This is a genomic window from Streptomyces lichenis (assembly GCF_023218175.1).
Taxonomy (GTDB): Bacteria; Actinomycetota; Actinomycetes; order Streptomycetales; family Streptomycetaceae; genus Streptomyces; species Streptomyces lichenis.
On record NZ_JALPTH010000016.1, the window covers coordinates 130,912 to 144,072 of the forward strand.

Sequence of the window (13,161 nt, forward strand, 5' to 3'; positions counted from 1 at the left end):
TACCCAGTTTCTGTCCAACGGCTTAGGCTGACGGGTATGAGCAGCGGTGAAAGCGGCAAGGATCCCGCCCCGGCGACCAGCGGCAGCGGGGACATCTCCCGTAGCCTGGAGCTGCTGTGGGGGTTGGGCGAGCCGCCGAACCGCGGCCCCAAGCGGGGGCTGACCCTGGAGCAGATCACCACCGCCGCGGTCGCGGTCGCCGACGCGGAGGGCCTGGCCGCGGTGTCGATGCGCCGCCTCTCGACCGACCTGGGCGTGGGCACCATGTCGCTCTACCGCTACGTCCCCGGCAAGGCCGAGCTGCTGGACCTGATGCTCGACCACGTACAGGGCCTGGTGATCGCGGGACCGGGCGAGCCGCCCGCCGACTGGCGCGAGGCGGTCCGCCGGCTGGGCCGCGTCGAGCTGCGGATGTACCGGGAGCGGCCCTGGCTGCTGAAGGTCAACCAGGCCCGGACGGCCCTCGGCCCGAACACGATGCGCAGCATGGAGCTGGCGCTGGCCGGGCTGCGGGGCATGGGCCTGACCGACCCGGAGACCATCGGCGTCATCGTCGCCGTGCACAACTACACGGCCGGTGTGGCCCGGATGGAGCTGGACACGGCGGAGGCGGCCCAGCAGACGGGCGTCAGCGACGAGGAGTTCTGGACGCAGCAGGGGCCGTTCCTGGACCGGGCGATGCGCAGCGGGGAGTTCCCCCTCACGGCGGCGCTCTCGGACGACACGTTCTCAGCCGACTTCGACCACTTCGAGTTCGGCCTGAACGCCCTGGTCACCGGCTTCGAGGCCGTCGTCGCCGAGCGAAGGCGGCTCCCCGAGGGGTCCGAGGTTCCGGAGGATTCCGAGGGTTCCTGAGGGCGGGGCTCAGCCGCTGCGGCGCCGCCCTCTGCTCCGCCGGGCGCCGAACCAGAGGGCGGCGATCCCCGCCAGCACCAGGGCGCCCACCGTCAGACTGCCGCCCTTCCCGTCGTCCCCTGTTCCCCTGGAGTCCGCCGCCGCGCCTCCCGAGGGCTTCCCGGTAGCAGCGGCGTCTCCCCCCGGCCGCTCGACGCGCACCGCCGCGACCCGGCTGCCCGAGCCCTCGGAGCCGAACAGCAGGGTGGAGCCGTCCAGGGTGTACGTCACCGACTCCGACTGCCGCTGGAAGGGGGCGCTCACCGGGCGGTCCGTGCCCAGGCGGCCGTCCTTCCACTCGTACGCCCGGGCGCTGAAGTAGCTGCGCAGCACCAGCTCGCGGCCGTCCGGGGAGAACGCCCCGTCGGTCACCCAGGGCACCTCGCCGATCCTCCGGAAGGTGTTCACCCCGCCCGCCGACAGCTTCGCGGGCCCCTCGTACAGCCCGCCGCCGTCCTCGTTCTTGGACGCGATATAGACCCGGCCGGTCTTCGGATGGACCATCAGCGCCTCGGCGTTCCGCGGTCCGTCGGCGTACTTCACCGTGTACTGGGTGGCGGTGACGGTCTGGTCGGCCAGCCGCTCCGGCTCGCGGAAGCGGTAGATCCAGACGTGGTCCCAGGAGCCGTCCAGGTTGTCCCCGATGTCCCCGACGTAGACATCGCCGTCCGCCCCGACGGAGACGGCCTCCATGTCCCGGGGGGTGCCGACCCCGCGCAGGGTGACCGTGGCGACGGTCTTCCCGGTCCGCCCGTCCACCGCGAACAGCCTCGGCCCGTCCTGGTCGTTGTGCGTCCAGTAGACCCCCGGGTGCGCCCGGCTGGCGGCGAGCCCGCTGGACTCGGTGATCCGGGAGTCCTCGATCGTGAACCCGCCGTCCCCGTCCGCCGCCCGGGCCGTACCGGCCGGGAGCAGGGCGGTGGCCACCGCGAGCAGCAGAGCGGCGGCAGGGCGGCGCGGGCTCCGGCGATCGGAGCGGTTACGGGATCCGTCGGACATGGGTCCAGTGTCCCTTGGCCACCCGGGGCCCACCGCCCCACCCCGTGTCCATGGTCACACCGCCCCCCGGGCCCGCTCCCCCGCCCCCATCGGCGATGATGACGCCATGCGGTTCCTGTTCGTCGGCGACTCCATGACCATCGGGCGCTCCGGCGACTACACCTGGCGCTACCGGATGTGGCAGCACCTGAACGCCACCTTCGGCGGTCCGTACAAGATCGTGGGCCCGCGCACCGAGCTCCACGACCCGTCCGCCGACGCCCCCGTCTCGCAGGAGTACGCGGACCCCGCTTTTCCCCCCAAGGCCCGCGCCCATCTGGCCGGCTGGGGCGAGGGCTGGTGCCATATGGCCCCGCTCATCGGCGACGCGGTACGGGCGGGCCGGGCGGACGTCCTCCTGGTCTCCCTCGGCCTGATCGACCTCGGCTTCTACACCGACGCCGAGCAGACCGCGGGCAACGTCCACGCCTTCCTGGCCGCCGCCCGCGCCGCGAACCCGCACATCCGGGCCGTCCTGCTGCCCGTCATCCCCAACGTCCGCGCCGAGCACGAGCCCGCCTTCGCCGAGCAGTGCGCCCGCTTCAACGAGCTGCTGGCGAAGGCGGTCGCCGACCTGGACGAGCCGGGCTCCCCGCTGCTCCTCGCCTCGCCCCCGTCCCCGTACGACCTGCACACCGACACCTACGACGGCACCCACCCCAGCCCGGCGGGCGAGCACCGCATCGCCGCCGCCTTCGCCACCGCCCTCCACCAGGGCTGGGGCCTGGGCGAGCCGTACGAGGGCGACGACCGGTAGGGGCGGCGGCCGGGGAGGCCCGGTCCGCTCAGTCGCTGCCGCCGTCGGCCCCGCCGAGGCTTCCGCCGCCGTCACCGGACCGGTGCGGGCCCCCCTTCCGGGTCGCGCGGCGGCCGGCCCGCACCACCTCACCCGCGGCGAGCGTCACGGCGGCCACCGCCCGCACCCAGCGCGGGCCGCCGCGCGCCGCCCAGAAAACACAGACGCATCCCCCGACGGCCAACACCAGCAGTCCGATCAGGACCACCCCTGCCACACCCATGTCCGCTCCCCTACAGCTGTCTTGGTCATCACCATCCTCGCAGCCCCCGCGCCTCCGCCCCCGGGACCAGGACCGGAGTCCCGGCCCGACCGGGCCGCAGGCCCCAGGCGCCAGGCTCCCCGGCGTCCTACGTTGGAGGCATGGCGGACACCGAGCGCACCCGGCGGACAGACGGCACGGAAGCCGGGGAGGGGACCGAGGTCCAGGGCTTCCACCTGGACGCCTACCTCAAGGGGATCGGCTGGGAGGGCTCCCGGCGGGCCGACCTGACGACGCTGCGGGGCGTGCACTGGGCGCATCTGCGGGCGGTCCCGTTCGAGAACCTGGACTCCTTCGGCGGCACCGCCCCCTCCCTCCGGCCCGCCGATCTGATGGCCAAGCTCGTCCACGGCCGCCGGGGCGGTTACTGCTTCGAGCAGAACACCCTGCTCGCGCTGGCCCTGCGGGCACTGGGCTTCACGGTGACGACGGTGGGCGCCCGTGTCACGCTGGGCGCGAGCACCGTGGAGAGCCGCCCGCGCACCCATATGGCACTGAGGGTGGAGATCCCGGGCGACCCCCGCCCGTACCTCGCCGACGTCGGTTTCGGCTCCCTCGGCGGGCCGGCCGAGCCCATCCCGCTGGCCACCGATGAGGAGTCCCGCCACCGGGGCCGCCGCCACCGCCTGGTCCACCTCCCGCACGACGGGCCGCTGGAGCTCTGGGCCCTCCAGGCGTACGCGACGGGCGCGCCCGAGGACGAGTCCGGGCACGGACACGGGCCGGGGGACACTCCCGGCGACGCCCCCGGGGGCCGCTGGACCTCCCAGTACGCCTTCACCCTCGACCCGTTCGAGCCCGTCGACGCCGAGGTCTCCAACTGGTACGTGGCGACCCACCCGCACTCCCCGTTCGTCCACCGCCCCTTCGCCCAGCGGACCGTCTCCGACGGCCACCACCTCTCGCTGGACGCCCGCCACCTGATCGAGACCCACCCCGACGGCACCGCCACCGAACGGGACCTCGCCGACGAGGCCGAGGTCCGCCGCGTCCTGGACGAGCGGTTCGGCATCACGGCGCCGGAGGGGCTGGCGCTGCTGCCGACGGCGGCGGCGGGCTGAGCGGGTGCCCTGTGCAGCTCTGCGGGACGTAGTCGGCCTGCCTAGGCCGGAGGCGTCCGCGCGATGACGGGGTTGCCGGAGTGGTGCAGCCAGGTAGCGGAGCCTGCCGGGGTCACGCTGAGCCCGTAGTCGAACAGAGTCGGTTCGTCGGCGGCGTGCCAGGTGTCCAGCGCCTGGGAGGTCTCCTCGATGAGATCGTGAGGTCCCCACTGGTAGGCGATCCTGCCGTCGGCGTAGGCCCAGGAGCCCGCTCCGCACCACCAGTGCCCGCCGTCCTGCGGCCAGTGCGCCACGTCCGGCAGGTACAAGCCGGTGGCGAACCGAGCGTGCGGGTTCTCCAGTCGGGTCAGCAGGGAGGCCAGGTCCAGCGGCTGGGTGCGGGCCTCATCCCAACCGGCCGGGGTGAAGAGAGTCTCGATCCCACTGGTGCGGCGCTGGCCACGCATCAGCATGAAGGACACCGCGCCGACGAAATGTCCCGACGCCGTACCGTCCTCCGCGACGACCAGCCGAACCAGGCCGTGGTTGTAGAAGCGGGTGCGCCACGGGGACACGATGATTCCCCGGGGGCGGGTCTGCGCCACCCACGCGTACGGCACCGTGGTCACCGCCGCGGTGGACAGCACACGGTCGTACGGGGCTTCACCCGCCCAGCCGGCCTCGCCGTCCGCCTCCACCACCCGCACCGTGTCATACCCGGCCGTTTCCAGGGCCTGCCGTGCCTGAGCGCACACCACCGGATCGACCTCGACGCTCACCACCCGCCCACGGGCACCGACCCGCTCTGCCAGCAGTGCCGCGTTGTACCCGGTTCCGGCTCCGATCTCCAGCACCCGCTGGTCAGGCTCGGGCTCGGCTTCGGCCAACATGGTCATGACGGCCGTCATCGCGCTGATGCTGCTGGTCGGCACCGCCCCTCGATGACCGTCGGCCTCTCCGTCGTCCACCTGGGTCACTACCGGGGCGTCCACCCGGTACACCAGCTGAGCCCAGCGCCGCTCGTCATCCTCCCGGCGAAAAGACCGGTAGTCCTCACCGTCCTCCAGCCATACCCGACCGGGTACGAACCGCTCGCGCGGCACCGCTCGCACTGCGCGGCGCATCCAGTCCCGCGGCACTGCTTCCCGCCGCTCCAGCTCGGTGGCAGCCTCGTCCCGCAGTCGTGCGAACTCGGCCTCCCCGACGGGCCCGTCCGCCACTCAGCGGCCCTTCGGCTTCCGGTGGTCTCCGCCACCCGGCTTCGCGATGTCCGGGTGCTGACCATCCGAGTCGCGAGGCGACGGTTCACGCGGTGCGGGGTTCGGTACCGGCGGCTTGCCATGGCTGCCCATCCGCGGGCCTCCGATCGGTGAGGGCGTCTTCGGACTCATCCTTACGGATCGCCGTCCGGGCCGAGGGCGGAAGGGGAGGACTTGGTCCGAATCGAACCCCACCTGACCACCGACACCACCGGCATCCCACTCGCCCCTCCGACCGAAAACCTAAGAGGCCAACGGCTCCCGAGCGCGGTGACCGGAATGGGCCACCTCAGCACCCTCCTCCGGCTGCCTGATCTCGGCCCACACCGCGTCCAGGGAGAGGCCGAGGACGTCGGCGATCGCCGCGATGGTCGGGAAGGCGGGGGTGGCCACCCGGCCCGACTCGATCTTCCGCAGGGTCTCCGGCGAGACCCGCGCGGCGAGCGCGATATCGAGCATCGAGCGCTTCCCCCTGGCCCGGCGGAGCAGGGCACCGAGGCGCTGTCCGCGTTCGACCTCTTCGGGGGTGAGGGGCAACCTGACCATGAGCCCGATTCTAATACCGGTACAGTATGGCCGGTATAGTTATTGGAACCGCTGGACCCATGAGGGCCGTGCCGGAAGGGCTGACGCGTGATCGAGATCCTGAACCCCACCATGCTGGCGCGGGCCGGAGACACCGGCGCCCTGGTCGCCGAGATCCTGCACACCCTGAAGGGCCGCAGCGCGGTCGGCACCAGCCTCCTGGACATCGACCGCTGGGCCAAGGCCATGATCGTGGAGGCCGGGGCGCAGTCCTGCTACGTCGACTACGAACCGTCCTTCGGACGCGGCCCGTTCGGCCACTACATCTGCACGGCCGTCAATGACGCCGTACTCCACGGGCGTCCGTACGACTACACGCTCGCCGACGGCGATCTGCTGACCCTCGACCTGGCGGTCTCCAAGGCCGGAGTCGCCGCCGACGCCGCCATCAGCTTCCTCGTGGGCGACGCCCAGCCCCCGGGAAGCGCCGAGTTGATCGAGGTGACCGAGCGCGCGCTGGCCGCCGGGATCGCCGTCGCCGGGCCCGGGGCCCGTATCGGCGACCTCTCCCACGCCATCGGCACGGTCCTCCGCGAGGAGGGATACCCCATCAACACCGAGTTCGGGGGCCATGGCATCGGATCGACCATGCACCAGGACCCGCACGTCCCCAACACCGGCCGCCCCGGACGCGGTTACAAGCTGCGCCCCGGGCTGCTGCTGGCGCTGGAGCCATGGGTCATGGCCGACACCGACAAGCTCGTCACCGACGCCGACGGATGGACGCTCCGCAGCGCGACGGGCTGCCGGACGGCGCACAGCGAGCACACCATCGCCATCACCGACGACGGCGCGAGAATCCTCACCCTGCCGAGGTAGACGCGGGCCGCACAGGCACCCGGCCCGGCCGGGCGGTTCCCCGCCCCCGGCCGGGTTCTCCTGCATCAGAACGGCCGTCAGAACAACCTCTCCCGACCGCAGGCGGTCTGCGCGGCGGCGAGCACCTGCGTGAGCTCGTCCTTGGTCAGAGCGAGTTCCTGCTCGGCCTCCTTCGTCTGCGCGATGAAGGCGTCCTTCCCGGAAACGGTGCAGAAGGCGTCCCCGTGGGTGACGAGCACCTTGTCGCCGATGCGGTCCAGGCTCGGGGAATGCTCACGGACGGAGTAGAGGTAGAACTTGGCCGATGTCCCGGTCAGCCTGTGCCCTTCTGCGGGGGCCGCCGACGGGCTCAGCGCGGACGGCTCGGCCGAGGCGGACGCGGACGGGGCCCCGGCAGCCGATGCCGCCGGGGCGCTCGCTCCACGGTCGTCGGACGGACCGCACGCCGAGACCCCGTAGGCGGCGGCGAGCGCCATGCAAGTGACGTGCGGGGAAAGACGCTTGTGCCTGAATCTCCTGGTACTGAGATGAACCAAGGGATTCTCCCCCATGCCCGGCATCCTCCACGACTGTGTTTTCTCGCGAAGCGCTATTGAACTTGAACTCGTGATGTCGTTCGGATCACGGCGGCGTCACGGTCCGAGACCCCCAGAATCTGCTGGCTCGGGCTCACGAGGGTGGCTGTAGCCAGCGCCGCGCCTTGGCGAGATTCACCTCGACGTCGTCGCTCCAAGAGCAGACCTCCAGCCACGAGAGGTAGCCCCCTTGCGCGAAGACCAGGACCTCTCCAGGGCAGTCGCCAGCTTCGGTGAAGAGCTGTACGTCGGCAGCCACGACGGTGCCCGGGCCTTCACTGAGCCGAGGTCTTCCCGGCGACCCCTTCGAGAAGACGCCCGCCTCGCCGCCCTCGCGCCAGGCCCGGCGCCACCGCTCGACCGACCGCACACTGATCCGCAGAGCACCGGCGATCTCCGGGTTCTTCTGCCCGCCCTCGAAACGCTCCACGGCCCGGAGCCGTAACCGCTCCCGCGTGCTTCTCTCGGCGTCGGTCAGCCCGCCACCCTGCGCGTACCTCACACCCCAGGGCTACCGGTACCCGCGACCAGCTGTCAGGCGAACGGCACCGACATCACCCAATCAAGTTCAGTAACGGGTCAGCCATCGGTGCAGTCGGCGCCTGACAGACCGGCGTGATTGCCGACCCCGTGCCGCGCTCGTACCCACTGCGGTGCGGCCTGTCCGCCATTGATCGTCTGAGACGACTGGTGCTTGACGGTCGGCCTGGGCGCGAATCTCGATGTGGGACTCATGGGAGGTGACGCGCATGGCCTCCTCGTAGGAGGCCAGCGCGCCGCGCAGCGCGGATCCGGCGAGTCCACGGCGGAGCACCAGACGCTTCAACCAGGTGAAGAACCCCATCACCGCGATGAGGCAGCCGGACGTAACCAGGTAGGGGAGTACTTCGTTCACGCCTCGCCGCCTCGTCGCCGTCCGCGCTCCTTGGCCTTGATGGCCAGTGTCTCGATCATGGGTCGACTCCTGCCCTATCCGAAGTGCCGAGCCACTCAGTACGGTAACGTGCCGTTTCTAGAAACGGTACGTTACCAAGTGGGGGTGGGTCAGGTGGGCCGATTGACGCGGGCTGAGCAGCAGCAGGTCACCCGGGAGCGGCTACTCAAGGCGGGCCGCTCGGTGCTCCAGCGCCGGGGATTCCTGGCGGCGACCGTAGACGAGATCGCCGCGGAGGCGGGCTACACGCGAGGTGCCGTGTACAAGCACTTCGGGGGAAAGGAGGGCTTGTGGCAGACCGTCGTCGATGCCCATACCGAAGCGCACCTGCAGCTGCTTGGCGAAACTCTGGACCGGGCAGCCAACCGACAGGACTTGATCGCCGCACTGACCCCGAGCACCTTTGCCGGCGACGAGGCTGCGGCGAAGTGGAGCACCGCCGCCATGGAGTTCATGGCCGCAGTGACGCGTCACCCTGAAGCCGCAGCCGCGTCGGTAGCCGCTCAACGCCTCCACGAGGAGCAAATCGGCGCCTTGCTTGAGAAGGCTTGTCGACGCCTGCATATCCGGCCGGCCATGCCGCTGGAGCAGATCGTCGTGGTGCTGGGCGCGCTGGGCGGCAGCCTCAGCCTGCGGGCGGCGGTCGACCCCGCCACGGATGCGGCGGCCCACGCCGCTGGCGTAATGTCGATCATGTTCCCCGAGCCGAATTGATGATCTCCTTCCTGAGTGTGCGAGAGCCATTGCGCACAGCCAGACGGCTCCGGATTCGAGAATCGCAGCAGGTCAACGTACGGGTTCGCCACGGTGTACGCACCAAAGCCGCATAGTTGCTTCCGCACAGGCCGCAGAATCCTCCGAAATATTGATCTACCGATGGAGTAGCCTCGGTATGGCTCGTGGGGATCTGACAGACAAACAGTGGGCGCTGTTGGCAAAGATCCACCTGGCAGCGGACGCCTCCAAGACACGTCCTGGCCGTCACGACACTGGCGGGCAACGCGGGGACGCACCACCGCAGTTCAACCACCTCATGGCAAGGATCCACGTCGCCCGGATCGGCACCGGGCGTCCGCGCACCCGGCCGTCGCACGTAATCGCCGACCGCGCGTACTCGTCCCGATAGATCCGTTCCTACCTGCGGCGTCGGCAAATCCCGCACACGATTCCTGAGAAGCGCGACCAAGCCGGCCACCGACTCCGCCGAAGCTCAGCGGGCGGCCGCCCACCCGCCTTCGATCGCGAAGTCTACAAGCGCAGGCACAAGGTCGAGTGCCGAATCGGACTGCACAAACAGGCCCGGGGCACGAGGCGGCCGCGCTCAGCCGCGAGTACGACGGAATGGTCGCGACGGACGACGAGACACGACCCCGAGGGCGGCAGCACCCCCTTCGAGCGCGTAGTCGCCCTCCTGCCCCAGACCCGCGAACACCTGGTAGGCCGACCGTGTCCGTGCCCTGATGATGTCGACGAGGGCCTGGACGAGTCAATCGGGCCTGGCAACCCGGTGCGTTGGAGCATGGAAGACCTGAGAGCTGGCGGAGCCCGCACGCTAACGCCCCCCGGGGACCGGGGACGCACGGCGGGCTCTGCTGGCCGACGCTCACGGCCGGAGCCTGAACAATGTTCCCGATGTCCGGATCGACCTGCGAGTTAGGCAGGTGACGGCTCGTTGCACACAGGTGCCCCTGCTCTCCAGTGAGAGAAGGGGACTTGCATGGCACAGCGTCACGGGTGGATGGCTCGCGAGGTCGACGGCGGCGAAGGCTGGCGTCCACGGAGCCCCGATAGGAAAGGTAAGAGATGAAAACGCGTGGAGCCGAGGCGTACTACCGCTCCGAACATGACGCCGGAAACCCTCACGTCCTCCGTACACCCGACGACGTCGACGACGTAATCGATTTCCTCCTACAGGGTGACCAGGGTGAATGTGCGGCAGAACTCATCGCGCTCGACCGGCCGCTCACCTCCGCAGGGCTCCCGGATCACGTCTTCATTATCGGAGCACGCAGGGATCGTAACGCCGGGGTCCTCTTGTCAGGAGACGGAGACTACGAAGGTCCTGATGCCAACATGATGTCCGCTGGAAACCTGGATTTGGATAATGACGTAGTCCTTTATCAGCGAAACGATGGCGGGTCCTACGAGTTCCCGATCTCTGCCGAGATCCCCATCGATAAGCTTCGTGGAGCAGTTAAGGAATTCGTGGCATCAGGCGGGAAGCGACCGCGATCTATAGAATGGCATGTGCCGTTCTATATGTAAGCATGGGAAGCTATAAGGGCTGCAATCAGTCATCCCCTATCTATAAGGATGGGGCAAGCAAAAAATCTTAGTAGCACCTGGGCGGCCAGAAGGCGGGCGTTCGCCCTGGCGCCGCACCGGTCGCAGACGTTCGAACTGTCCACGGGCCCGCTGTTCATCGACAAGGTCCGTGACGTTGTCAGCCTCTGCCTCGACCCGCCGGAGAAGGCGCTGGTCCTCTGTGTGGACGAGAAGTCGCAGATCAAGGCTCTGGACCGGTCCCAGCCGGTCCTGCCGATGGTGCCCGGCGTTCCCGAACACCGCAACCACGACTACATCCGAGCCGGCACCACCATTCTCTTCGCCGCGCTCGAGGTCGCCACCGCAAGGTCATCGGCTCCCTCCCCCGCCGCCACCGGGCAGCGGAGTCCAAGAAGTTTTTGACCAAGCTCGACAAGGAAGTCCCGCGGTTCCACCTGCACTTCACGCCGACCAGCGCGTCCTGGCTGAGCCTGGTCGAGCGGTGGTTCGCCGAGCTGACCCGGAAGAAGCTCAAGCGCGGCGTCCACCGCTCCGTCCTAGCCCTCGAACGCGGCATCCGGGCCTGGCTCGCCGACTGGTACGAGCACCCCAAACCGTTCGTCTGGACGAAAACAGCCGACGAGATCCCCGACAAAGTCGCCGCCTACTGCCGACGGATCTCCGACTCAGGTCACCAGGCGCGACCGCCGCCTCCCGCACGCCTGCGCAAACGCTCGGCGTCCAGCAGCAGTTCGTCCGGCGCGCCGCCCATGGTGTCCACCCGCAGCCGCTCCAAGACTCGCCCCTCGTGCCGTACGACGAGCAATTTGCCCTCGGCGGCGAGAGCCAACGCCCGCCAGGGGTGGGCCCAGATCGACGGGGTGGACCCGGTAGGCGCTCATCAGGATCTCGCCCGACTCCAACGCCTCCTCCCGTACGCCCTGCACCCGCCCCTCCCGGAAGCCCTGCCAGACCAGCAGGCCGCCGACGATGACCGCCACCGGTAGGACGATCCACCAGGCGACCCGGGTGCGCAGCGCCTCCACGGTGAAGACCACCACCGCGATGGCGCCCACCGCTCCCCCATGCAGTGCGGCCCGCTTGATCCGGCGCCGACGCTCCTCCTCGTCGCCCACAGCCCCTCCCCCGTGTCACGGCTCAGCCGCTCTCACCCGACGGCGCGGCCCACCATCTCGTGCAGCAACTCCGGCTCCACGAAGGGTGCCTCGTCCGTCGGCCGGGACCGCCAGTCCAGCGGCCAGGTCAGCCCGTCGAACGCCGGGATGCCGACGAACGCCTGGCTGCGGCAGTCCTCGGAAGTGTGCCTGCTGAGCGCCCGTGTCCGGGCCGGCCAGGCCAGCTTGGCCGCCGTCTGGGGCGGCAGCAGGAAGTACATGTTCCGCTCGCCGGCCAGCTCCCGCACGATGGGTCCGGCCCGGAAGTCGGTGAACTCCATGAGCAGGTACGCCACTTCCTCGCCGAGGTAGCCCGCGATGCGTACGGCGTCGAAGTAGACGCCCGCGTGCCGAAGAGCGTGCCCGGAGGCTGGTACCCAGGACGGCACCCTGTCAAGTGATTCTGGCGAATTCATGCGGCAAGCCTTGCGGCCCAACTCTACTGTGACCAGCGCCACAGAGGTTCTGTGCAGCGCTGTGCGGAAGGGAGCGGCAGTGGTGAACAACAGGAGGAACGGCGCACGGAGGGGCAGTGCGGGCGGGGCGGCGAAGGCGTTCGGCGTGCTGCTCAGGTTCTACCGGGAGAAAGCCAAGGTTTCACGGTCGGTGATCGCCGATGAGACGGGGTACTCCACCTCGCTGGTGGCGATGGTGGAAGCGGGCGACCGGGGCCCGCGCGGCAACCTCGCGCCGATTGCCGACAAGCTCCTCGGTGCAGACGGTGCACTCGTCGTGGTCGCGAAGGAGGTGATCGGGAGCAGCTCAGTAATCTGGTTCGAGGACTACCTGACGGAGGAGCAGAAGGCCTCGGCGCTGTACCAGTACGAGCCTCAGCTGATTCCCGGATTGCTCCAGACCGAGGCATACGCACGAGCGGTCTACCAACAGGCCACTCCCTCGATGGGAGAGGAGGAGATGGAGGAGTACATCACCACGCGCCTGGCCCGGCCCCAGCTCTTCACCCGCAAGCCGCTGCCCACGATCAGCTTTGTGCTGGAGGAGTCGGCGCTGAAGAAGCGACTGGGCGGTGCGGCCGTACTTAAGGAGAACCTGCTGCACATTCTGGAAGTCGGAAAGCTCCGCAATGTGGAGATCCAGGTGATGCCGGAGGACACCGAGTGCCACGCCGGGCTCAACGGTTCCTTCGTCCTGCTGGAGACGAGGAAGGAACACAGTCATCTCGTCTACGTGGAGGGGCAGGACAGTCGCTACTTCCTCACCGAGCAGCCCCAGACAAGTAACGTGGCGGCGCGTTACAGCATCCTGCGCGCACAGGCATACACACCGAACCAATCGCTCCGGCTGATCGAGAAGATGGCGGCACAGCTATGAATGGCGACCTCAACTGGTTCAAGAGCAGCTACAGCGGCGACCAGTACGGCGACTGCGTCGAAGTGGCCGCCTGCCCGCACTCCGTGCACGTCCGGGACTCCAAGGACACCGCCCGCCCCTCGTTCAGCGTCTCCCCGGCCGCCTGGGCCGCGTTCGTCGGCGAGGCGGGGCGGTAAGCGGGTAGGGC

14 protein-coding genes and 2 pseudogenes are annotated in these 13,161 nt (G+C 69.6%); 9 read left to right on the top strand and 7 right to left on the bottom strand.

The window, feature by feature from the left end; genetic code table 11:
- Positions 1-36: 36 nt before the first annotated feature.
- On the top strand, positions 37-855 hold the full coding sequence (locus tag M1O15_RS17765; RefSeq protein ID WP_248634889.1) for a TetR/AcrR family transcriptional regulator C-terminal domain-containing protein: 819 nt from the start codon (positions 37-39) through the stop codon (positions 853-855).
- Positions 856-864: 9 nt separating this feature from the next.
- Here the strand turns inward: M1O15_RS17765 and M1O15_RS17770 are convergent, their stop codons facing one another.
- A complete protein-coding gene (locus M1O15_RS17770; RefSeq protein ID WP_248634891.1) occupies positions 865-1,893 on the bottom strand; it encodes a WD40 repeat domain-containing protein in 1,029 nt (342 codons plus the stop codon).
- A 106-nt stretch (positions 1,894-1,999) separates the two neighbouring features.
- Here M1O15_RS17770 and M1O15_RS17775 point away from each other — a divergent pair, with 106 nt between their 5' ends.
- The gene (locus M1O15_RS17775; RefSeq protein WP_248634892.1) at positions 2,000-2,689 is read left to right on the top strand and encodes a GDSL-type esterase/lipase family protein; all 690 of its coding nucleotides are present in this window, start codon (positions 2,000-2,002) and stop codon (positions 2,687-2,689) included.
- Between the two features lie 28 nt (positions 2,690-2,717).
- Here the strand turns inward: M1O15_RS17775 and M1O15_RS17780 are convergent, their stop codons facing one another.
- On the bottom strand, positions 2,718-2,951 hold the full coding sequence (locus M1O15_RS17780) for a hypothetical protein (RefSeq protein WP_282576873.1): 234 nt from the start codon (positions 2,949-2,951) through the stop codon (positions 2,718-2,720).
- A 140-nt stretch (positions 2,952-3,091) separates the two neighbouring features.
- Here M1O15_RS17780 and M1O15_RS17785 point away from each other — a divergent pair, with 140 nt between their 5' ends.
- A complete protein-coding gene (locus M1O15_RS17785) occupies positions 3,092-4,051 on the top strand; it encodes an arylamine N-acetyltransferase family protein (protein ID WP_248634894.1) in 960 nt (319 codons plus the stop codon).
- Between the two features lie 41 nt (positions 4,052-4,092).
- Here M1O15_RS17785 and M1O15_RS17790 read toward each other — a convergent pair whose 3' ends face one another.
- Both M1O15_RS17790 and M1O15_RS17795 read right to left on the bottom strand, forming a co-directional pair.
- Positions 4,093-5,250, bottom strand: a complete 1,158-nt coding sequence (locus M1O15_RS17790; protein ID WP_248634895.1) for a methyltransferase domain-containing protein — start codon at positions 5,248-5,250, stop codon at positions 4,093-4,095.
- A gap of 282 nt (positions 5,251-5,532) precedes the next feature.
- Positions 5,533-5,835 (bottom strand): helix-turn-helix domain-containing protein, encoded by a 303-nt coding sequence (locus tag M1O15_RS17795; protein ID WP_248634896.1) that lies wholly within the window; start codon positions 5,833-5,835, stop codon positions 5,533-5,535.
- Between the two features lie 87 nt (positions 5,836-5,922).
- On the opposite strand from M1O15_RS17795, the gene map reads away from it, so the two are divergent.
- Positions 5,923-6,693: a type I methionyl aminopeptidase gene (map, locus tag M1O15_RS17800; protein WP_248634898.1), complete on the top strand. Its 771-nt coding sequence runs from the start codon at positions 5,923-5,925 to the stop codon at positions 6,691-6,693.
- Between the two features lie 77 nt (positions 6,694-6,770).
- Here the strand turns inward: map and M1O15_RS17805 are convergent, their stop codons facing one another.
- Together M1O15_RS17805 and M1O15_RS31980 are read right to left on the bottom strand one after the other, a co-directional pair.
- Positions 6,771-7,169 carry a hypothetical protein gene (locus M1O15_RS17805; protein ID WP_248634900.1) on the bottom strand — a complete coding sequence of 133 codons (399 nt, stop codon included), beginning with the start codon at positions 7,167-7,169 and terminating at the stop codon, positions 6,771-6,773.
- 373 nt (positions 7,170-7,542) lie between these two features.
- Positions 7,543-7,770 (bottom strand): annotated as a pseudogene (locus M1O15_RS31980) (helix-turn-helix domain-containing protein); the annotation flags it as partial.
- Between the two features lie 432 nt (positions 7,771-8,202).
- On the opposite strand from M1O15_RS31980, the gene M1O15_RS17815 reads away from it, so the two are divergent.
- The 3 genes and pseudogenes from M1O15_RS17815 to M1O15_RS17830 form a co-directional block, all read left to right on the top strand.
- Entirely contained in the window at positions 8,203-8,916 is a 714-nt protein-coding gene (locus M1O15_RS17815) for a TetR/AcrR family transcriptional regulator (protein ID WP_248634903.1), read from the top strand.
- Between the two features lie 1,089 nt (positions 8,917-10,005).
- A complete protein-coding gene (locus M1O15_RS17825) occupies positions 10,006-10,467 on the top strand; it encodes an Imm1 family immunity protein (protein WP_248634905.1) in 462 nt (153 codons plus the stop codon).
- 93 nt (positions 10,468-10,560) lie between these two features.
- A pseudogene (locus tag M1O15_RS17830) lies at positions 10,561-11,162 on the top strand (transposase); the annotation flags it as partial.
- Positions 11,163-11,635: 473 nt separating this feature from the next.
- Here M1O15_RS17830 and M1O15_RS17835 read toward each other — a convergent pair.
- Positions 11,636-12,058, bottom strand: a complete 423-nt coding sequence (locus M1O15_RS17835) for a hypothetical protein (RefSeq protein ID WP_248634907.1) — start codon at positions 12,056-12,058, stop codon at positions 11,636-11,638.
- A gap of 79 nt (positions 12,059-12,137) precedes the next feature.
- On the opposite strand from M1O15_RS17835, the gene M1O15_RS17840 reads away from it, so the two are divergent.
- Both M1O15_RS17840 and M1O15_RS17845 read left to right on the top strand, forming a co-directional pair.
- Positions 12,138-12,974, top strand: a complete 837-nt coding sequence (locus M1O15_RS17840; RefSeq protein WP_248634909.1) for a helix-turn-helix domain-containing protein — start codon at positions 12,138-12,140, stop codon at positions 12,972-12,974.
- The gene (locus M1O15_RS17845) at positions 12,971-13,150 is read left to right on the top strand and encodes a DUF397 domain-containing protein (RefSeq protein WP_248634911.1); all 180 of its coding nucleotides are present in this window, start codon (positions 12,971-12,973) and stop codon (positions 13,148-13,150) included. The genes M1O15_RS17840 and M1O15_RS17845 overlap by 4 nt, the downstream gene beginning before the upstream one ends.
- Positions 13,151-13,161 lie beyond the last annotated feature (11 nt).

Bases quoted from the DNA above. Each gene is read 5' to 3' on its own strand.
- M1O15_RS17765 (WP_248634889.1), top strand. From the start codon at position 37: ATGAGCAGCGGTGAAAGCGGCAAGGATCCCGCCCCGGCGACCAGCGGC.
- M1O15_RS17770 (WP_248634891.1), bottom strand. From the start codon at position 1,893: ATGTCCGACGGATCCCGTAACCGCTCCGATCGCCGGAGCCCGCGCCGC.
- M1O15_RS17775 (WP_248634892.1), top strand. From the start codon at position 2,000: ATGCGGTTCCTGTTCGTCGGCGACTCCATGACCATCGGGCGCTCCGGC.
- M1O15_RS17780 (WP_282576873.1), bottom strand. From the start codon at position 2,951: ATGGGTGTGGCAGGGGTGGTCCTGATCGGACTGCTGGTGTTGGCCGTC.
- M1O15_RS17785 (WP_248634894.1), top strand. From the start codon at position 3,092: ATGGCGGACACCGAGCGCACCCGGCGGACAGACGGCACGGAAGCCGGG.
- M1O15_RS17795 (WP_248634896.1), bottom strand. From the start codon at position 5,835: ATGGTCAGGTTGCCCCTCACCCCCGAAGAGGTCGAACGCGGACAGCGC.
- M1O15_RS17805 (WP_248634900.1), bottom strand. From the start codon at position 7,169: ATGGCGCTCGCCGCCGCCTACGGGGTCTCGGCGTGCGGTCCGTCCGAC.
- M1O15_RS17815 (WP_248634903.1), top strand. From the start codon at position 8,203: ATGGCCAGTGTCTCGATCATGGGTCGACTCCTGCCCTATCCGAAGTGC.
- M1O15_RS17825 (WP_248634905.1), top strand. From the start codon at position 10,006: ATGAAAACGCGTGGAGCCGAGGCGTACTACCGCTCCGAACATGACGCC.
- M1O15_RS17835 (WP_248634907.1), bottom strand. From the start codon at position 12,058: ATGAATTCGCCAGAATCACTTGACAGGGTGCCGTCCTGGGTACCAGCC.
- M1O15_RS17845 (WP_248634911.1), top strand. From the start codon at position 12,971: ATGAATGGCGACCTCAACTGGTTCAAGAGCAGCTACAGCGGCGACCAG.